Source organism: Pseudomonas sp. B1(2018), from assembly GCF_003097365.1.
GTDB classification, from domain to species: Bacteria; Pseudomonadota; Gammaproteobacteria; order Pseudomonadales; family Pseudomonadaceae; genus Aquipseudomonas; species Aquipseudomonas laurylsulfatiphila.
In genome coordinates, this window is the sequence record NZ_PYUK01000021.1 from 90,893 (window position 1) to 108,889 (window position 17,997).

General features: G+C 58.9%; 18 protein-coding genes. 13 read left to right on the plus strand and 5 right to left on the minus strand.

What is annotated here, in order from left to right:
- The first annotated feature begins 98 nt into the window (after positions 1-98).
- Both C9422_RS26525 and C9422_RS26530 read left to right on the plus strand, forming a co-directional pair.
- Positions 99-836: an SDR family oxidoreductase gene (locus tag C9422_RS26525; protein ID WP_007979562.1), complete on the plus strand. Its 738-nt coding sequence runs from the start codon at positions 99-101 to the stop codon at positions 834-836.
- A 15-nt stretch (positions 837-851) separates the two neighbouring features.
- A complete protein-coding gene (locus C9422_RS26530) occupies positions 852-1,109 on the plus strand; it encodes an Atu4866 domain-containing protein (protein WP_116582731.1) in 258 nt (85 codons plus the stop codon).
- A gap of 79 nt (positions 1,110-1,188) precedes the next feature.
- Here C9422_RS26530 and C9422_RS26535 read toward each other — a convergent pair whose 3' ends face one another.
- From C9422_RS26535 to C9422_RS26545, 3 genes are all read right to left on the minus strand, one after another.
- The gene (locus C9422_RS26535; protein WP_371924859.1) at positions 1,189-2,310 is read right to left on the minus strand and encodes a low specificity L-threonine aldolase; all 1,122 of its coding nucleotides are present in this window, start codon (positions 2,308-2,310) and stop codon (positions 1,189-1,191) included.
- A 60-nt stretch (positions 2,311-2,370) separates the two neighbouring features.
- The gene (locus tag C9422_RS26540) at positions 2,371-3,186 is read right to left on the minus strand and encodes an AraC family transcriptional regulator (protein ID WP_116582733.1); all 816 of its coding nucleotides are present in this window, start codon (positions 3,184-3,186) and stop codon (positions 2,371-2,373) included.
- A 94-nt stretch (positions 3,187-3,280) separates the two neighbouring features.
- The gene (locus C9422_RS26545; protein ID WP_116582734.1) at positions 3,281-4,192 is read right to left on the minus strand and encodes a LysR family transcriptional regulator; all 912 of its coding nucleotides are present in this window, start codon (positions 4,190-4,192) and stop codon (positions 3,281-3,283) included.
- 123 nt (positions 4,193-4,315) lie between these two features.
- On the opposite strand from C9422_RS26545, the gene C9422_RS26550 reads away from it, so the two are divergent.
- Positions 4,316-5,230, plus strand: coding sequence for a pirin family protein (locus C9422_RS26550; RefSeq protein ID WP_116582735.1), 915 nt, complete (start codon positions 4,316-4,318; stop codon positions 5,228-5,230).
- A gap of 159 nt (positions 5,231-5,389) precedes the next feature.
- Here the strand turns inward: C9422_RS26550 and C9422_RS26555 are convergent, their stop codons facing one another.
- A complete protein-coding gene (locus C9422_RS26555; RefSeq protein ID WP_178082438.1) occupies positions 5,390-6,316 on the minus strand; it encodes a LysR family transcriptional regulator in 927 nt (308 codons plus the stop codon).
- 289 nt (positions 6,317-6,605) lie between these two features.
- Between C9422_RS26555 and C9422_RS26560 the strand changes: the two genes are divergently transcribed.
- From C9422_RS26560 to C9422_RS26595, 8 genes are all read left to right on the plus strand, one after another.
- A complete protein-coding gene (locus tag C9422_RS26560; RefSeq protein ID WP_102699744.1) occupies positions 6,606-7,121 on the plus strand; it encodes a flavin reductase family protein in 516 nt (171 codons plus the stop codon).
- 59 nt (positions 7,122-7,180) lie between these two features.
- Positions 7,181-8,167, plus strand: a complete 987-nt coding sequence (locus tag C9422_RS26565; protein ID WP_116582736.1) for an ABC transporter permease — start codon at positions 7,181-7,183, stop codon at positions 8,165-8,167.
- 57 nt (positions 8,168-8,224) lie between these two features.
- Positions 8,225-9,175, plus strand: coding sequence for a sugar ABC transporter substrate-binding protein (locus C9422_RS26570; RefSeq protein ID WP_007979547.1), 951 nt, complete (start codon positions 8,225-8,227; stop codon positions 9,173-9,175).
- 23 nt (positions 9,176-9,198) lie between these two features.
- A complete protein-coding gene (locus C9422_RS26575) occupies positions 9,199-10,698 on the plus strand; it encodes a sugar ABC transporter ATP-binding protein (protein WP_116582737.1) in 1,500 nt (499 codons plus the stop codon).
- Between the two features lie 29 nt (positions 10,699-10,727).
- Entirely contained in the window at positions 10,728-11,525 is a 798-nt protein-coding gene (locus C9422_RS26580) for an SDR family NAD(P)-dependent oxidoreductase (protein WP_116582738.1), read from the plus strand.
- A 202-nt stretch (positions 11,526-11,727) separates the two neighbouring features.
- A complete protein-coding gene (locus C9422_RS26585; RefSeq protein WP_102699740.1) occupies positions 11,728-12,831 on the plus strand; it encodes an LLM class flavin-dependent oxidoreductase in 1,104 nt (367 codons plus the stop codon).
- A gap of 79 nt (positions 12,832-12,910) precedes the next feature.
- Positions 12,911-13,795 carry a transketolase gene (locus C9422_RS26590; RefSeq protein WP_007979537.1) on the plus strand — a complete coding sequence of 295 codons (885 nt, stop codon included), beginning with the start codon at positions 12,911-12,913 and terminating at the stop codon, positions 13,793-13,795.
- Positions 13,796-13,798: 3 nt separating this feature from the next.
- On the plus strand, positions 13,799-14,779 hold the full coding sequence (locus C9422_RS26595; RefSeq protein WP_116582739.1) for a transketolase family protein: 981 nt from the start codon (positions 13,799-13,801) through the stop codon (positions 14,777-14,779).
- Positions 14,780-15,071: 292 nt separating this feature from the next.
- Here the strand turns inward: C9422_RS26595 and C9422_RS26600 are convergent, their stop codons facing one another.
- A complete protein-coding gene (locus C9422_RS26600) occupies positions 15,072-15,977 on the minus strand; it encodes an NAD-dependent epimerase/dehydratase family protein (RefSeq protein WP_116582740.1) in 906 nt (301 codons plus the stop codon).
- Between the two features lie 148 nt (positions 15,978-16,125).
- On the opposite strand from C9422_RS26600, the gene C9422_RS26605 reads away from it, so the two are divergent.
- Together C9422_RS26605 and C9422_RS26610 are read left to right on the plus strand one after the other, a co-directional pair.
- Positions 16,126-17,046, plus strand: coding sequence for a LysR family transcriptional regulator (locus C9422_RS26605; RefSeq protein ID WP_116582741.1), 921 nt, complete (start codon positions 16,126-16,128; stop codon positions 17,044-17,046).
- A gap of 121 nt (positions 17,047-17,167) precedes the next feature.
- Positions 17,168-17,950: an SDR family NAD(P)-dependent oxidoreductase gene (locus tag C9422_RS26610; protein ID WP_116582742.1), complete on the plus strand. Its 783-nt coding sequence runs from the start codon at positions 17,168-17,170 to the stop codon at positions 17,948-17,950.
- Positions 17,951-17,997 lie beyond the last annotated feature (47 nt).

Genomic DNA, 17,997 nt, shown 5'->3' on the forward strand with positions numbered 1-17,997 from the left:
GGATCTGACTAACTGGCCGACCGTCGTTATTCCTAATCTGGACTGGCAGCGAGACACCGCTCTCGCGTCACCAGACACTCAAGTGAGGGAATAGGGTCATGTCGAACATCTCGAAAAAAATCGTTCTGATCACCGGCGCGAGCAGTGGTATAGGCGAGGCGACAGCGCGCCTGTTGGCCAGCAAGGGCGCGCATGTCGTGCTCGGGGCACGTCGTACCGAGCGCCTCGAAATACTCTGTGGCGAGATCAACGCGAGCGGTGGAGTCGCTCACTTCCAGGCATTGGATGTCACCCGCCGAGACGACATGCAAGGGTTTGTGGACTTTGCGTTGAAGCTGCATGGCCGGGTCGATGTGATCGTCAACAATGCCGGGGTGATGCCGCTGTCGAAACTCGAGGCGCTGAAAGTCTCCGAGTGGGACCGGATGATCGACGTCAATATTCGCGGGGTCTTGCATGGTATCGCGGCCGGTTTGCCGCTGATGCAAAAACAGCAATCAGGCCAGTTCATCAATATCGCCTCGATCGGTGCCTACACCGTGAGCCCGACAGCGGCGGTCTACTGCGCGACCAAGTTTGCCGTGCGCGCCATTTCGGAAGGGTTGCGCCAGGAGGTCGGCGGGGACATTCGTGTCACCGTGATTTCTCCTGGGGTTACCGAGTCCGAATTGGCCGAGAGCATTTCCGATGAAGGCGGGCGGGCCGAGATGCGCGAGTTCCGCAAGATCGCCATCCCTGCAATGGCGGTCGCTCGGGCGATCGCTTACGCCATTGAACAACCTGCCGATGTGGACGTCAGTGAGCTGATTGTCCGCCCGACCGCCAGCGCGTTCTGAACGGAGGACCTGAACATGACGAGGAAAAAATCTGCTGATCAGGATAAGTACGTTGGTCTGTGGGTCACGGCAGACGGGCTCATCCGCCATGAACTGTTACCGGGCGGCCGATACGATGAAGCCCGGGGCCGCAAGACGAGTGCCTACCAGGGTCGGTATTGGCTGGAGGGTGACCACATCGAGTACGTCGATGACACCGGCTTCACGGCTGACGGGGAGTTCCGCGACGGGATTCTGTATCACGCGGGCATGATTCTTTACCGCCAGATGTAGACGCCCGACGCCGCAGTGGCGGGTGCTCATTTGACTAAGAGTGAGCACCGCCGCCATCGGTCATCGAGTATTGCGCCCGTTATGCGTGTACCGACCTCACCACTCGCCTCACATGGCTCAACAGGTGATCGACATCCTCGGCGGTGGTGGCGAACGAGGTGACAAAACGCACGATGTTGGGGCCCCAGCGATCATGGTAGAAGACGAACCCGGTCTTCAGCAGTGCATCGATCACGGCAGCGTCCAGCCGACAGAAGAGGATATTCGCCTCGGTGCCGCCCAGCACTTCAACGCCGCTCAGCCCGGCAAGCCCCTGCGCCAGGCGCTGGGCGGCATCGTTGGCCTTGCGGGCATTGCGCAGCCAGAGATCATCGGTCAGGTACGCATCGATCTGCGCCGAAAGAAAACGCATTTTGGAGAAGAGATGGCCTGCACGCTTGCGGCGGTACCTCATCTCGGTGGCGAGGGAGGCGTTGAACAGGACGATGGCTTCCGCCGCCAGCACGCCATTCTTGGTGGCGCCAAACGACAGGGCATCCACGCCGGCCTTCCAGGTCATCTCTGCCGCCGAACAACCCAGGGACACCAGGGCGTTGGCGAATCGGGATCCATCCATATGGAACCCGAGGGACGCCGACTTGCAGACCTCACCGATGGCCGCGATGTCGTCCAGGGTGTAGACGCTGCCAACTTCGGTGGCCTGGGTGATGCTGACGCAGGCGGGCTGGGTCGTGTGCACGTCACCCAGTTTTTCGCGGGTGCGCTCACGCAGTCGGTTGATGTCCAGCTTGGCCGACGGGCCGTCGATGGTCATCAGCTTTGCGCCGTTGGAGAAGAACTCAGGCGCGCCGCATTCATCGTTGTTGATATGACTGGCGGGATGGCAATAGATATTGCCCCAGGGTGGTGTCATCGCGCTCAGGCACAGGCCGTTGGCGGCGGTGCCGGTGGGCACGAGAAGGACCTCCACGTCGCGCTCGAAGATCTCGCTGAATTTGCGCTGGACCTGCGCCGTCAACTCGTCGCTGCCATAGGGGCCCGCCTGGCCCGTGCAGTGTTTCACGAGGGCGTGTGCCACCTCCGGCGATGCGCCTGCGATGTTGTCACTTGAGAAACCCAGGGCGGGCGGTCTGCTTGTTTCACCGTTCATCATCCAACTCTCGGCTGCGCAGGCGAAGGTGTTTCGCCTGGATTGGCGCATCCTAGGGAGAGGGACGGTTGTCGCGCTTGTAAAAAATTGACGGTCGCCTGATGCGACGCCCTAAGTCCTGTAGCGCGAGGGGGCGACGCCGAATGCCTGGCGAAAGGCGCGGTTGAAATGGCTTTGATCGTAAAAGCCGACGGCGTGGGCGACATCGACGATCGGTTGGCCGCTGCGCGATAGCAGGCCACACGCCCGTTCCAGACGCAGCCGAAGCAGCCACGCGTGCGGCGTCATGCCGATGGTCCGCTTGAATTGCTTGAGGAACGGGAATCGGCCCAGACCGCACAGTCCGGCAAGATCATCGAGCGTGATGCGCTGATCGATGTGGCTGAAACAATAGTCCCTGACGCGGGACCATTGCAGGGCTGAGAGCGATCCGGGAATGCTTTCGGGCGTGATTGCCCGTGACTGGCGCAACAGGTGTTCAAGCAGGGTGATCCATTGCGTCTGCACCGCGAGGCTGCCGGGGCCGACGTCCTGCTGCATCGCTTCGTGCAGCCCGCGCAGGTTGCCGACAAGCCGCGCGTCCTCCAGCAACACACTGCTCAACTCAAGCTCCTTCGGTTGACCGCTGATCTCCTCGGTCATGTCCGCGATCAGTGCCTGGGACAGACGGAACGTCTTGAGCGTATAGGCGCCGCCGCCTTCGGACGCACCATCGTGAATTTCACCCGGCGGCATCAGGGCAATACGTCCCGGCCCCAAAAGAAACGACTCGCCTTTCGAACGATGACGCTGGATGCCTTCGGTGACAAAGCCAATGTGGAAATCGAGGTGGTAATGGCGGTCGAAGCCGACATCCGCAAAGCGTGCAGAACCCAAGACCAGGCCTGGTACTTCGGACACGTGATGGTACTTGGCATGCTCAGTCATGGGACCCGTTCAACAATCGACGAGGAGGGCAGGGGTGCACAAAGTCTAGGTGCTCCCGCGGTTCAGATCCATGGGGTGCCAGTAACGGGGGTGGTTACCGAGGCACCTGCGGTGAGTCTGCCGTATTCATCTTCCGGATCACCAGCCCGATGAATGCCGATACCGCCAGCGGCAGCTGGCGGCGGCTCGGATACAGCACGTTCAGGCCATAGCCTTTGGGCTGGTATTGCGGCAGCACCGGGATCAGTGTGCCGGTCTCTACCTCCAGCCTGGCCATTACGGGCGGCAGCAACGCGATGCCGAGCCCGGCCACGGCGGCTTTGCGCAATGCCTGGGCGGTATTGCCGCTGAAGCGCCCGGCAACCTGCACTTCTTCCTCGCCCTCGGGACCGACCAGGCGCCAGGTGGCGTGACCGCCCGGCTGTGCGGAGATCACACAGTCGTGGTCCGCCAGGTCCTGCAAGGTGCGGGGGGCGCCACGCGCCGCGAGGTAGGCCGGACTGGCCACCATGCCGACGCTGCGCGGATCAAGGATCTGGCGCCCGACAAAGCCGGAATCGCGCAAGGGGCCGCCGCGAAAGGCGACATCGATCTGTTCTGCGATCAGGTCGGCCTTCGCGTCGCTGAGCACGAAATCGAGCCGCACACGCGGGTGCGCGGCCAGAAACCCGCTCACCCACTCCATCTGGAAAAAGTCGAAAAAGTCAGCGGGAGCCGCCACGCGTACCAGCCCGCTGGGTTCGTTGCTGCCGGTCATCAACGCTTGTCCCGCTTCGAGCAGTCCATCGACGGCGCCCACGCAACGCTCGTGAAAGCCTTGGCCGGCACTGGTGAGCGTGAGCTTGCGGGTCGAGCGTTGCAGCAGCCGTGTGCCGAGGTGCGCTTCGAGCTGCTGGATGCGGCGACTCAGGGTATTGGGCGGCATGCCCAGCCGGCGCGCCGCCTCGGCAAAGCTGCCGCAGCGGACCACCTGGACAAACATCGCGATGTCGTTGAGGTCGAGCATGGGCCGGTCATTCCTGACATGGGTGGACGAGTGCAATCCAATTGTACCGGCTAATCAAGTAATCGGCCTCGCTCTATTGTCTGGGGTATCGGGCCGCGAGGCCTCCTGTCTAGAGTGATCCTGATGAATGTTCTGCCACAGCCTTACAACGCGGTTGCTCCGGGCACTGCGCGTGAAACCGACTCCTATCGGGCAATCAGCTACCGCACCACAGGCAGCGGGCATGGCGCTATTGTCCGATTGATGAGCCCGGGTGATCTCGGCCAGCTGATCAAGCCGTTTGTGTTCCTGGACCTGTTCGAAGGTGAGAGCTCGTTCATCAACGGCATGCCCATGCATCCGCACTCGGGCATCGCCACCGTCACCGTCATTACTGAAGGCAACCTGCGCTTCGAGGATGCGGATTCGGGCAAGGGCATGATCGACTACGGCGGTGTCGAGTGGATGCGGGCCGGAGGCGGGGTCTGGCACGGCAAGGAAATGTCGATGGGGACATCGAAACGGATCCAGGGCTTTCAATTGTGGGTCGCGCTGCCGCCAGCGTTGGAAAACGCCAGTGTCGACAGCCAGTACCTGGAGTCGAGCGCGATGCCCGAAGTGGGGCCGGCGCGGGTGATTCTCGGCACCTATCAGGGCGTTCAAAGTCCGGTCCGCGCTCCCGCCGGCATCAATTATCTGCTGGTCACGCTGCGTGCCGGGGAATCCTGGCGCTATGTGCCGCCCGATGGTCATGAGTCGTTGTGGTTGAGCGTCAGCCGCGGATCCCTTGGCGAGCCCGGGGTGGTCATGGCGGGAGAAATGGTGATCTTCGAACCCGGTAGCGGTGCCGTCACGCTCAAGGCCATGCACAAGGACACGGTCTTCGTGATCGGCTCGGCGTTACCCCATCCCTATGACCTGGCACTTGGCAACTACTCGGTGCATACCAATCCGCAAGCCTTGCGGGCGGGGGAGGCGAAAATCGCCGAGATTGGCGCCCGGTTGCGTGAGTATCTGAAAAAGCCCGACGGCTCAGGCAGCGTGCCGGTTTTCAAATAGCCCGGATGTGCTGACCTGGCCGAAGTGGTGCCGGTCGAAGGATTTTGAGATGGAACTGTGGCTTCGCTGTATCGCGAAGCCTTACGCCTGTGGACTCCAACGGTGGCTCCAACAGTGCTCTGTTCGTCAGATCAAGGCCGATGTCTTGAGCAGGTCTTGTCAGGGGGAGGGCAGGCTGTATCGGGACGGCGTGTCGAGTTTCTTGAAGTACTGCACGGCAAAATCGACGAAGGTCTTGACCCGTAACGGCAGCTTTTTTCCACCCTCGGTCAGCAGGTGAAACCCGGTGCTGGGGCATTGATAGTCTTCAAGCAGCGGGACCAACCGTTTGGCTTGTATGTCGTCCGCCACCTCCCAGGCTGACTTCCAGATGATCCCCAAGCCTTGAACGCCCCATTGGCGCAAGGTGAAACCGTCGTTGGCCAGCCGATTGCCCTTGACCTGAATGGTGGTCGGCACGCCTTTATCCATGAATTTCCATCGATCAAGTGTGAAGTCTGCACTCAGGTGTACCAGGCAGTTGTGATGCTGCAGGTCTTCAGGGTTGAGCGGCGCGCCGTGCTGCTCAAGATACTGCGGAGAACAGCAAACTATGTGCCGGTCCACTCCAAGGGAGCGCGCGATAAGTGTGCTGTCCGGAAGGTCGCCGAACCTGATCGCAATGTCCGAGCCGGACTCGACAAAGTCCAGTACGCGGTCAGTGAGAAAAAGGCGAATGCGGATATGGGGATTTTCGCTGATGAAGCTATCGACCAGTTGGCTGATCCACTGCCGACCCAGATCGGTAGGGCACGTCAGGCCAATAGTGCCCAGCAAATCGCTGTGGCCGTTTTTGATGATGCTGTCGAGGGTGTCGACCTCCTCGAGAATTCTCTGGGCATTTTCAAACAGCAACTGCCCTTCGGCGGTAGGGCTCAAGCTTCGGGTGTTGCGCTTGAGCAAGCGCAATCCATAGAAGTCCTCCATCGCCTTGAGTCGACCACTCATGGCCGCGGGCGACAGGCCCATTTGCCGACCCGCCGTTGAAAGTGAACCTGTCTGAACGACAAGGCGAAACAGCCGCATGTCCTGCAATCGATCGACCATGGGGATTTCGCCTCGTGAAAGTTGCTTTTTATTGCTGTCAAAGTATCAGCCAATTATTCAGTAAAAACCATCTGGTCAAAGAGTCGACGGACAAGGTGAATAAGTTCGCAAGCGCTTTGGAATAGGGGTTTGAGGGTGTCTGTGAAACGAATTCAAATGTGTTTGTTGTTTGGTTCATCTTTCAGCTTTAGTGAAGAGTCAATTTCCTAAAATCGAATAGAAAAGTCCGGTTGATTGTTAATAATGCTAGCCAGTGCCTGTGAGTCACAATAAAAAGAGGGTTTATGCTATGCGCGTTCAATATCAAGAGGCCGCCCCTTCGATAGACCTGGCCGGTCAGTTCAAATTGGCAATGGGACGCTTTGCCTCTTCTATAACCCTGATCACCACACTTGATGACGATGGTCAGCCCCACGGCCTGGCTGCGACTGCCTTTTCCTCGGTGTCGATGGACCCTGCGTCGGCCCTGATCTGTGTCAATCGCAGCGCAAGTGCCTCACCGATCATCAAGCGTTCCGGGCTGTTCTGCGTGAACATGCTGCAAAGTCAGCACGAACCGATCTGCAAAATATTCAGCCAGCCCGATCTGCGCGAACGACGTTTTGTCGAGGGTGACTGGCGCACGGGTGTTCACGGTATTCGTTACTTGGCCGACGCCCAGGCTGCGATCTTTTGCGAAGTAGTGCAGGAGATTGAACACGGCACGCACACGGTGATTATCGGCAACGTCATTTATGTCATCACGCAGCCACTGGACGAGCCACTTCTTTATATGGAGGGGCGTTACAGGGAGTTGGGTCGTTAATTTGTAGTTGGCGCGTACTGCTCGATCTTATAACAATTACATAAGAAGTGGATGTGGGTATGAATAATCAGTTGTTGGCAAAAACAAGACTGCCCGGGTCGGTTCCAAAGTGGGTCGGACTGGATAACAGTGTGGCGGGGCCGATGGTCGGGCTTTTATTGTTATGTGCAGTATTGACCTTTTTTACCGATAGTTTTCTGACCTTGAGCAACCTGCTCAATGTGCTGGATCAAGTGACGGTGCTGGGCATCATGGCGCTGGGCATGACGCTGGTGATTCTCATCGGTGGCATCGATCTGTCGGTGGGTGCAGTGCTGGCGGTAGCGATCATGGTCATGAGCTGGCTCGAACAGGTTCTCGGCCTGCCGATGTGGGCGGCCATGCTCGGAGCGATAGCCGTTGGTGCAGCGTGTGGGTCGACCACGGCCTTGCTGGTGGTTCGGGCTGGCCTGCCATCATTCATTGCGACGCTGGCGATGATGTCCATAGCACGTGGCCTGGCCTATATGGTCACGGACGGCGCGCAAGTCAGCGGATTTCCGGAGTGGTTCAGCAACCTCTCGGTTATTCGCTATGGCGGCGTGCTGTCACTCACCGTGAGCTGTTTCGTGGTGCTGGCGCTGGTGTTCTGGTTCGTTCTCAAGTTCACGGTGCCCGGTCGCAGCCTGTATGCCATCGGCGGTAGCAGCAAGGTCGCCAAGCTCGCGGGTATCCGGGTCAAGGGTTACACCAGCGCGGTGTACATCATCTCCGGCATCTGTGCGGCACTGGGCGGCATCATCATGACCTCCCGTCTGGACACCGCCGGTGCCGGCGCGGGTGTCGGATACGAACTGGATGTGATCGCTGCCGTGGTGATCGGCGGTGGCAGCCTCAAGGGCGGTGCGGGGAGTGTGGTCGGCACGATCATCGGCGTATTGATCATCGGCGTTTTGCGCAACGGCCTGAACCTGGCCGGTATTTCTCCCTTCGTCCAGCAAGTGGTCATCGGCGCGGTGATCGCTTTCGCGGTGATGCTCGACTTGCTCAAGCGCAAGGCCGACTGAACCCGGGTCATTGGCCAACACCCGCCTCGTTCCACGCACAATAAAAAGGTAAAAAACATGAACCTGTCTGCTTTTTCGCTTCGTTTTCTGTGGTTGCCATTGCTGGGTTGCCTGATGTCGGCCGGTGCTTACGCTCAAAGCAAACCGACGGACGAAATCACCGTGGGGATGTCGATCCCGAGCCTGCAATGGGTGTTCTACCTGATGGTTCGAGACGGTGTCATGGAGCAAGCCAAGACCCTCGGCATCAAGAATGTGCTGGTGGCCGATGCACAGGCCGATCCCGCGCGCCAGGTCAGTCAGATTCAGGACATGTTGAGCAAAGGCATCGATGTGCTGCTCTACACCGCCACCGGTAGCGCTGCTTCGGCCGTGCCTGTGCGCCTGGCGCGACAGCAGGGTGTGCCGGTGATCTGCATTGACAACTTTCCGAAAAACGTCGAATGCGATGCCTACATCTCTACCGACAACCTGGCCGCGGCGGGCGAACTGGCCCGGCAAATGATCAAGTTGACGGGCGGCAAGGCTGAAATCGGCCTGCTGCAAGGGACTCTTGGCGATTCCACTGAAGTCGCTCGGGCCAAAGGCCTGGATGCGGTGCTGTCCGAGGCCCCGGAGATGAAGATCATCGACCGCAAACCGACTGACTGGCTGCAGGACAACGGCTTCAAGGTCGCCCAGGACATGCTGCAAAAGAACCCGAAGATCAACGTGTTCATCGGACGTTCCGATGCGCCGGCGCTCGGTGCGGCTCAGGCGGTAAAGGTGGCCAACATCGATCACAAGGTCTGGGTGTTCGGTTATGACGGTTTGCCATCTGCCCTGGAAGCGATTCGCGATGGAAAACTGGACATGACCATCACGCAACAAGCCGTGGAAATGGGTCGTACCGCGTTGCGTACCGCGGTCGATCTGCAGCAAGGCAAACCGGTCACCAAGACTCAGCTGTTGCCGGCCTTCGTCACCACCCGGGAAAACGCAGCAACCTTCCTTGAGCAGCATCCTTGAGACCGGTGAAGGGAGGGCAAGTCATGAGTGCGATCAATACCACCCAGGCGCCGTTGTTCCGTGCAAGCAATATCGGCAAGTCATTCAACTCGGTCAGGGTGCTGGAAGATATCAGCCTGGATATCGGCTATGGAGAAGTAGTGGCATTGCTGGGGGAAAACGGCGCGGGTAAATCGACCTTTTCCTCCATCGTCGCCGGCGCACTGACGCCGTCCAAAGGCACGATGTTCCTGGCCGGTGAACCCTATGCACCGAGTGGACCGGGGGCTGCGATGGCGCTGGGGATCAACATGATCCATCAGGAAGTCCACCTGCTGCCTGACCTGAGCGTGGCGGAGAACGTTTTCCTCGGTCATCTGCCGACCCGCGACGGCCTCATCGACCGCAAGAAGATGTTCCGTGAAACAGAGACGCAACTGCGGCGCCTGGGTCTGGATATCTCGCCGGATACACCGGTGCGGCAACTGAAAATCGCCGCCCAGCAGTTGGTGGAAATCGCCCGGGCCCTGACGCTCAACTCGCGTCTGTTGATTCTCGACGAGCCGACCGCAGCCCTGGGCAAGGACGAAACCGACCTGCTGTTCAAACAGATCGAGGAACTGAAGAAGGAGGGCGTGTCCTTCATCTACATCAGTCATCGCATGGATGAGATCGCGCGGATCGCCGATAAGGTCGTGGTCATGCGCGATGGTCACCTGATCGCTCGTCACGACAGCGGAGCGGCCGATGTCGGCGTCCTGGTGTCGCAGATGGTGGGGCGCCCGATCGACCGTTTGTTTCCGGAGTTGCCGACCCCAGGGGATGCGTCGGTATTGAGCGTCGAGCATCTGTCGGACAAGGCGGGGCGCTTTCACGATGTGTCATTTTCAGTGAAGGCCGGGGAGATTTTCGGCATTGCCGGTATCGTCGGCGCCGGTCGAACGGAGCTGGTTCAGGCGATCGCCGGGTTGAGTGCGTTGAGCCAGGGCAGGGTGATGCTTGGGGATCGGACACTGCCGGCCAATAACGTGCTGGCGGCGATCCATGCCGGTGTCGTGCTGATCCCGGAGGACCGTAAATCCGAAGGCGTGGTGCTGAGCCAGACGATTGCCGAGAACCTGGCCTACTGCAATCTGGACAGTCTCAGCTCTTGCGGCGTCATGGCCAATCACCGGGTAGCGGCATTCGCTCGTGAACGCATTGCGACGCTGGGGATCAAGGGCGTGGCGGGGCAGATGCTCGACAAGTTGTCCGGCGGCAACCAGCAGAAAGTGGTGATCGCCAAATGGATCGCGCGCAATCCGAAAGTCATCATCCTCGATGAGCCGACCCGAGGCATCGACATGGGCGCACGCGCGGCGATTTACGAACTGATCATCAATCTGGCTAAAACCGGGGTGTCAGTGATTGTCGTCAGTTCCGACCTGGAGGAAGTCATCGGTCTGTCCCATCGGGTCATGGTCATGGCGCGCGGCTGTTCCCAGGGCATTCTGCATCGGCCGCAGATTGCCCCCGACAGCATCATGACCCTGGCCACCGCTTGATGACGGGCATTAATCGAGGAGGATCAAACATGTCGAACCCGTACCAGGCACTGCCGTATCGGCCCTTTGCCGAACTGCTGGATTTGTCCGGAAAAACCGCCGTCGTCACCGGCGGCAGCAACGGCATCGGCTTCGCCATCAGTCGGCGCCTGGCCGAAGCAGGGGCCAATGTACTGATCGGCAGTCTGGCGCCGGAGCGCAGCGGCGAACTGATCGAGGCCGGTTTCGCCGTGGACTTTCACGCCACCGATGTCAGTCGTCCGAGTGACATTCAAGGGTTGGCGGACACCGCGATCGAGCGTTTCGGTGGCCTGGATATCTGGGTCAATAACGCTGGCGTCTACCCGCTCCAGGCGGTTGATGACATCGATGCGGGTTTCTGGGACGCAGTCCACGCGATCAATACGCGGGCGGTGTTTCTGGGCGCTCAGGCCGTACAACGACAAATGCGCCGGCAGAAAAGCGCCGGGGCGATCGTCAATCTGTCGTCGATTTGCGCTCACCGACCCATGGCCAATCACTGCACCTATGACGCTTCAAAGGGCGCGGTTCTGGCCATGACCCGGAGCCTGGCGAAGGACTTGAGTGCCTTCAACATTCGGGTCAATTCGATCTCTCCGGGCTTGACCGCGACGCCGGGCAACCTGGAGCCGGAACTGCTCGAACAGCACCGGCAGAACAACGTGCTGGGCAACATCGGTTTGGGGCGGGCGGCCGAGCCCTGGGAGATCGCCGATGCCGTGCTGTTCCTGGTTTCGCCGCTGTCGTCCTATGTGACGGGCATCGATTTGCTGGTGGACGGCGGCTGGTTGCTGCACGGAAGTTGAAGCACAAACAAAGCATTTGAGGGTGAGTTGTACGCGCTGAAGTCACGCGTCAATCGCCCCGGATATTTAACCCATTCCTTGAACGTTGCGACTTGCAGCGCGGGCACTGGCACGCCTGCGAAACGAGCGCTCGTCATGAAAACGGTGTGCAGCGAAAACAGTTTCGCAGTGCACCGGTCACTGAAAACAGCAGGAGAACGACATGAAACTCGCCATGTTCATGCAGCCACTTCATCACAAGGGCTGGGACTATCACGAGATGTACGATCAGGACATCGCGTGTGCCGTCCATGCCGACAGCGTCGGTTTTGATGAGCTTTGGGTCGGTGAACATACCTCACAGCGCACCGAGCCGATTACCAATGCGCTGCAATTTCTGTCCACCCTGATTCCGCTGACCCAACGCATGAAACTGTGCACCGGAGTGCTGAATCTTCCGCACCATTTCCCGGCGCGAATCGCCGCCGATGCCGCGATGTTCGACCACATGTCCAAGGGGCGTTTCATCATGGGCATCGGCCCGGGCGGGCTGGCTTCCGACTTCGAGGTGTACGGCAGCAACGGCAAGGACCGTGGGCAGATGATGGTGGAGTGCTACGAGATGATCCGTGCGATCTGGAACTCGGGCGCGCCCTATGATTTTTCCTCGCAGCACTACCAGGTCAGCCTCAAGGAATCGGTGCACCACGAACTGGAGATCGGCTACATGCCGACGCCTTTCCAGAAGCCGTTTCCTCGGGTGGCAACCACGGCCATGAGTCCGTTTTCCGGCACCGCAAAACTTGCGGGCGCCAGGGATTGGGACCTGATGTCCGCCAACTTCAACCCGACGGCAACAGTGGCTTCCCATTGGCTGGCTTACTGTCAGGGCGCGGAAAGTGCCGGGATCAAGGCCGATGCCAATAATTGGCGAGTGGCCCGTTCGGTGTTCGTTGCCGACTCCCAGGCCCAGGCCGAAGACTATCTGGCGCAAGAGAGCTGCACGCTGCGGCGCTACTTCGACTACATGATCGATAACCTGGCCACCAACCATTACACCAAGATCTTCAAGACCCGCCCCGACATGACCGACGAGGAAGTGACGGTCGACCACTGCATCAAGGAAATGGTGATTTACGGCGACGTCAATTCCGTCACCGAGCAACTGGTCGCGTTCAGTGAGCAGACCGGGCCGTTCGGCACCTTGATGACCACCTTCCACGAGTGGGACGACGAAGCGCTGTGGCGGCGCTCGATGCAGCTGACCGCGCAGCAGGTCATGCCGCGCCTCAACGACTACATGACGCCACGCTTGAAAGCGCAGTAATCGCCCGATTGCGCTGGGCTTATGTGCGGCCGCGTCGCGGATGCGGCCGAAACTCTGGTATTGCGCCTGGACACGACATATGACTGATTTGACGAATTTCCGCGAAAGCGCGGATCACGCTTTTGAACTGACCGAGAACGAATTGTCTCGACTGCGAGAGAAAGCCCAGTTCATTCGCCTGGAAACCATCCGGCTGATCGAGATCGCCAAGGTCGGCCACTACACCTCAGTGTTCTCCGCCGCCGAGTTGTTCGCCGCGTTGTATTACGACGTGATGGACCTGCGGTTCGCCGAGCCAAAATGGCCCGACCGTGACCGTTTCATGATGGGTAAGGGGCATGCGGCCGTCGGGTTGTTTCCAGTGTTGGTGGAGTGGGGCTTCTTCGCCAAAGAAATCCTCGACAACTACACGCGTCTCGGTAATCCCCTGGGCGACCACCCTGATATGCGCAAAGTCCCCGGTGTGGATTTCTCTTCCGGTTCCATCGGTCATGCCCTGTCCGGCGGCTTGGGCATGGCCCTGGCAGGGCGGATGCTGGGCAAGTCGTTCACCACTTACGTGATGCTCGGCGACGGGGAAATGCAGGAAGGGCAAGTGTGGGAGGCGGCACTGTCGGCGGCCCACCACAAGACTGCAAACCTGGTGGCGATCATCGACCGCAATGGCTATCAGCTCGACGGTAATGTCGATGACGTCATCGGTATCGAGCCGTTGGCGGACAAGTGGATTGCTTTCGGTTGGGAGACCCACGTGGTGGATGGCCATGATCTCGCTGCAGTCACCAGCCTGTTGCGACGCCTCAAAGCCGACACGACGCGCACGCAGCCGGTGTGCGTCATCGCCAACACGGTCAAAGGCAAAGGGGTTTCCTACATGGAAACCGAGCCGGGTTGGCACCTGGGGTATCTCGATCCCGAAGATGCGCAACGTGCTATCGACGAAATTAAAAGCAAGGTGATCTAACTCATGAATACCGCACCTCTGTCGAACAACTCCTGGCAGTACCGGGAACTGAACAGCCAGACACCGAGCTTGAATGCCTTGTCGGATGCCCTGATCGAACTGGTCGAACGGGGCGAGCCAATCGTTGCCGGAACCGCCGACCTTCAGTACTCCAACGGCCTTTCTAAATTTGCCGAACTGCATCCAGAGAAATTCGTGCAGTTCGGTATTTCCGAACAGAACATGGTATCTGCCGCGGCCGGGATGGCCGCAGTAGGCATGAAGCCGTTCGTAGCGACCTTTGCGTCCTTCCTGCCATTGCTGTGCTGCGAGCAGATCCGTATGGACGTCGCGTATTCAGCCTTGCCGGTGCGCCTGATCGGCCACCACGCCGGGATTTCACTGGGCTTCTACGGCACCTCGCACCACGCCACCGAGGACCTGGCGATCATGCGTTCGATTGCCGATATCACGGTGGTTGCTCCAGCCGATGGCAATCAGCTCAAGGCGGCGATCCTGGCTTCGGCCAACTACCCGCAACCGATCTACTTCCGCATCCAGCGCGGGCGTGATCCGGTGGTGTATGAAACCGTTCCGGACTTTGTCTTTGGCAAGGCAACCGTGCACCTGACGGGCGATGAACTGACCATCATCGCGACCGGCTCCACGGTTCACCCCGCCCTTGAAGCGGCGCGAGCCTTGAATGCTGCCGGGCGTTCGGTAGGCGTGATCGATATGACCACCATCAAGCCATTGGACCGTGAAGCGGTACTGACGGCTGCGCGCAACAGCCGGTCCATTCTTACCGTTGAAGAACACAACATCATTGGCGGTCTGGGTGGCGCCGTGTGTGAAGTCATCGCCGAAGAAGGTATTGGCGTCAAAGTGCGACGCCATGGGATTTACGACGAGTACAGCCTCATTGCGCCGCCGACTCACCTCTATCGGCATTACCGGCTGGATGCGGCGGGCATCGAAAGCGTGGCGCGGGAGATGTTGGGTTAAGCCTTGATATCGGGTGGGGGCGAGCCTGCTCGCGATGGTGTGTCAGTCGCCGATGATTCGACGCATACATCGCTTTCGCGAGCAGGTTCGCTCCCACATGACTGACCGGCAGTAACGCCATAACGAATTTCCCCTTTAGGCTTAATGGGCCTGGCGTGCAACGAGGGTCTTCATTGACGATCACCCTGGTTGCACGTTTTTTTATGGGTGGGATTTGCCTGGAAACAGCATTCGCCAGCCCATAAAAAAGCTCACCGAAGTGAGCTTTCAGAATCTCGACAGTCAGCGGTTACTACCATTGAACTCCGCTGTTTTCGATCCACTGCAAAATCGATTCGCGCTTTGGCTTCCAGCCAAGCAGAGTACGCGCATTGACTGCCCGCACGCGGCTGTTGGAGCCGATGGCAAAACGCGCCCAATCTCCAAGTTTTGCGATGGCATCATCAGCCGGCCAGCTTTGAATCTCGCCGCCAAAGCCAAGTGATTTGCTGATCGACGTAGCGATTTCGAGGAACGATGCTTCGCCGTTTTCGGCGAAGAACAACGAGGCCGATGGGGCCTTTTCGATTGCAAGGCGATAAAGCTCTGCCAGATCTTCAATGTGCACGTTGGACCAGCGATGTACTCCGGCACCCATGTAGGCCCCGGCGCCATATTTGCGCGATTGCGCGAACAGCTTGGGCAGTTGATCGCTTTTTGCCGGCAATCCCAATGATTCACCGTAGATCATGGTCGGGCAAAACACGATGCTGCGGATACCTTGTTCGACACCTGCGCGCCGCACGGTCTGGTTGATGTGAACCCGATCCTTGCGGATGTCCATGGGGGTGAATGGCGTCTCGTCGGTGAAGATCTCGGCACGCTCATAAGCACCGCGAGCATCGTCCCCCACAACACTGGAGCCTGAGGTATGCAGCAGCACTTTTCCGCTACCGCTCAGGGCGCTGATAAAGGTTTGAACCGAGGCCAGATGATCCGAATTGGCCGCATTCACGACCGCGTCTGCAGCACGCGCCTGTTCGCTAAGAATGAACGCGTCATCCAGGGTGCCGAGCACAGGGGTGATGCCCAGTGCCAGCAGCGCACTGCGCTGTTCCGGATTACGCAGCAGGCCAGTGACTTCATGACCCGCATCTACCAGGTATTTGGCAATCGAACCGCCGATGTAACCGGTCACACCGGTAACGAAAATTTTCAATGTTCTGTCTCCTTCGCATCTTGAGTTTGCCCGGCCTCTACTTGAAACAAAGGCGCGGTCATTCCTGGTTAAGGAATCTCTTCACGATACGATGGGGTCCGTTTGTGAGCTAGACTGCTCTAACTACAAGTATCTGTGAATACAGTTCATGCTAAATCTCAAAGACATCAACCGCTCTGGCGAAATGGAAGTGTTCACCCGAGTCGTCAACGCAGGCACCTTTTCCGAGGCTGCCCGGCTACTGCACATGTCACCCTCGGCGGTGAGCAAGTTGATCGCCCGATTGGAAACGCGGCTGGGTGCGCGTTTACTTCATCGCTCCACCCGACGCCTCGAGCTCACGGCCGAAGGCGAGCGATTCAACAATGAGTGCCTGCGGATACTTGAGCTGATTGACTCCGCCGAGCGTGATATTGCCAATGTGGCCAAACCTAGCGGGTTGATTCAGGTCAATGCCAACCTTCCTTTTGGCCTGCATTGCTTGTTACCGCAATTGCCTGATTTTCTGGCGGCTTACCCGGACATCACCCTGAACGTGGAGTTGACCGATACCGTTGTGGATCTACTGGAACGACGCGCAGATGTCGCGATACGAACCGGACCGATGAAGGAGTCGAGCCTGGTTCAGCGTCGACTGGGCGAAAGCCGAATGATCACGGTGGCGTCACCGGCGTACATCGCACGGTACGGTCAGCCGAAAACCCTGGATGACCTGCAGCGACATAATCGGCTGAGCTTTGGTTTTCATCGTCATTCGCAGGCCTGGGTTTATCGCGACGCCGAAGGCCAGCGCATCGAGATTGAACCCAAAGGCAATGCCTTGCTCAGCGATGGCGAGAGCATGCGCCAGTCTGCGCTGGCGGGATTGGGTATCGCTCGACTCGCGAGCTTCCATATTAATGCCGATATCGAGTCGGGGCGTTTGATACCGCTGCTGGAGCCATTCAACAGCGGTGAAACCGAGGCGATTCATGCGGTGTTTATCGGCCCGGGACAGCAACTGCCCCATCGCGTCAGGGTTTTTATCGATTTTCTGTTGGAAAGGATTGGCCCGCATCTCAGACCTTAATGACAGCAGGTCAAGCCCCCATTTTCAGAGTTTTGTTAAAGCAGTCTTCTGCAACCCTTGAAAGACTTCAGCCCGAGCCTGGGGCAAGATTTTGCGCATAACAACAAACAAGGCCGCTTTCATGGATTATCAACTGACTGGCAAAACCGCACTCATCACAGGCGGGGCGACAGGCATTGGCAAGGCCATCGCCCAACGCTTCATCCTCGAAGGTGCAAAGGTTGTCATTAGCGGGCTATTGGCAGACGAAGTGAATGCTGCTGTGCAAGAACTGGGCGACTCCAGCAGGGGCCTGGTTGCCGATCTGACGCAGGACGGGGCGGCGGAGCGCCTGGTCAACATGGCCCTGGAGTCCGGCCCGATCGACTTCCTGATCAACAATGTCGGGATATTCGAGGTCAGGGATTTTTTCGAAACAGACGATGCCCAGTGGTTTCATTACTTCAACGTCAATGTCATGAGCGGTGTGCGCATGACGCGCCTTGTCATGAAGGACATGCTCAATCGCGGACATGGGTCGATTGTCTTTATCAGCAGTGAGTCCGCCGTCAAGCCGCAGCCGTGGATGGTTCACTATGGCGCGATGAAAACCTGTCTGCTGGGTATCTCCAGAGCTTTGGCGGAGTTGACCAAGGGCACTGCGGTGCGCGTGAACTCGATACTCCCCGGGCCTACCTATACCGAGGCGGTCAAGCGCTATCACCGGGAAATCGCAGAAGAGAAGGGCATCTCGGCGCAACAGGTGGTACACGACTATTTTGACGAGACCGAACCGACATCCCTGATCAGACGCATGATCGAGCCCGAAGAGGTGGCCTGCAGCGTCCTGCACCTGGCAGCATCGCCGGCGCTCAACGGCATGGCCATGCGCATTGAAGGTGGAACCATACGCTCGATACTTTGAAGGGGTATCCGCTGTCTCACCCTGACGAAAGGACAGCACTTCACAGT

Excerpts from the sequence above, each read along its gene's own strand:
- C9422_RS26525 (WP_007979562.1), top strand. The coding sequence starts at position 99 with ATGTCGAACATCTCGAAAAAAATCGTTCTGATCACCGGCGCGAGCAGT.
- C9422_RS26530 (WP_116582731.1), top strand. The coding sequence starts at position 852 with ATGACGAGGAAAAAATCTGCTGATCAGGATAAGTACGTTGGTCTGTGG.
- C9422_RS26535 (WP_371924859.1), bottom strand. The coding sequence starts at position 2,310 with ATGCGCCAATCCAGGCGAAACACCTTCGCCTGCGCAGCCGAGAGTTGG.
- C9422_RS26540 (WP_116582733.1), bottom strand. The coding sequence starts at position 3,186 with ATGACTGAGCATGCCAAGTACCATCACGTGTCCGAAGTACCAGGCCTG.
- C9422_RS26545 (WP_116582734.1), bottom strand. The coding sequence starts at position 4,192 with ATGCTCGACCTCAACGACATCGCGATGTTTGTCCAGGTGGTCCGCTGC.
- C9422_RS26550 (WP_116582735.1), top strand. The coding sequence starts at position 4,316 with ATGAATGTTCTGCCACAGCCTTACAACGCGGTTGCTCCGGGCACTGCG.
- C9422_RS26555 (WP_178082438.1), bottom strand. The coding sequence starts at position 6,316 with ATGGTCGATCGATTGCAGGACATGCGGCTGTTTCGCCTTGTCGTTCAG.
- C9422_RS26560 (WP_102699744.1), top strand. The coding sequence starts at position 6,606 with ATGCGCGTTCAATATCAAGAGGCCGCCCCTTCGATAGACCTGGCCGGT.
- C9422_RS26565 (WP_116582736.1), top strand. The coding sequence starts at position 7,181 with ATGAATAATCAGTTGTTGGCAAAAACAAGACTGCCCGGGTCGGTTCCA.
- C9422_RS26570 (WP_007979547.1), top strand. The coding sequence starts at position 8,225 with ATGAACCTGTCTGCTTTTTCGCTTCGTTTTCTGTGGTTGCCATTGCTG.
- C9422_RS26575 (WP_116582737.1), top strand. The coding sequence starts at position 9,199 with ATGAGTGCGATCAATACCACCCAGGCGCCGTTGTTCCGTGCAAGCAAT.
- C9422_RS26580 (WP_116582738.1), top strand. The coding sequence starts at position 10,728 with ATGTCGAACCCGTACCAGGCACTGCCGTATCGGCCCTTTGCCGAACTG.
- C9422_RS26585 (WP_102699740.1), top strand. The coding sequence starts at position 11,728 with ATGAAACTCGCCATGTTCATGCAGCCACTTCATCACAAGGGCTGGGAC.
- C9422_RS26590 (WP_007979537.1), top strand. The coding sequence starts at position 12,911 with ATGACTGATTTGACGAATTTCCGCGAAAGCGCGGATCACGCTTTTGAA.
- C9422_RS26595 (WP_116582739.1), top strand. The coding sequence starts at position 13,799 with ATGAATACCGCACCTCTGTCGAACAACTCCTGGCAGTACCGGGAACTG.
- C9422_RS26605 (WP_116582741.1), top strand. The coding sequence starts at position 16,126 with ATGCTAAATCTCAAAGACATCAACCGCTCTGGCGAAATGGAAGTGTTC.
- C9422_RS26610 (WP_116582742.1), top strand. The coding sequence starts at position 17,168 with ATGGATTATCAACTGACTGGCAAAACCGCACTCATCACAGGCGGGGCG.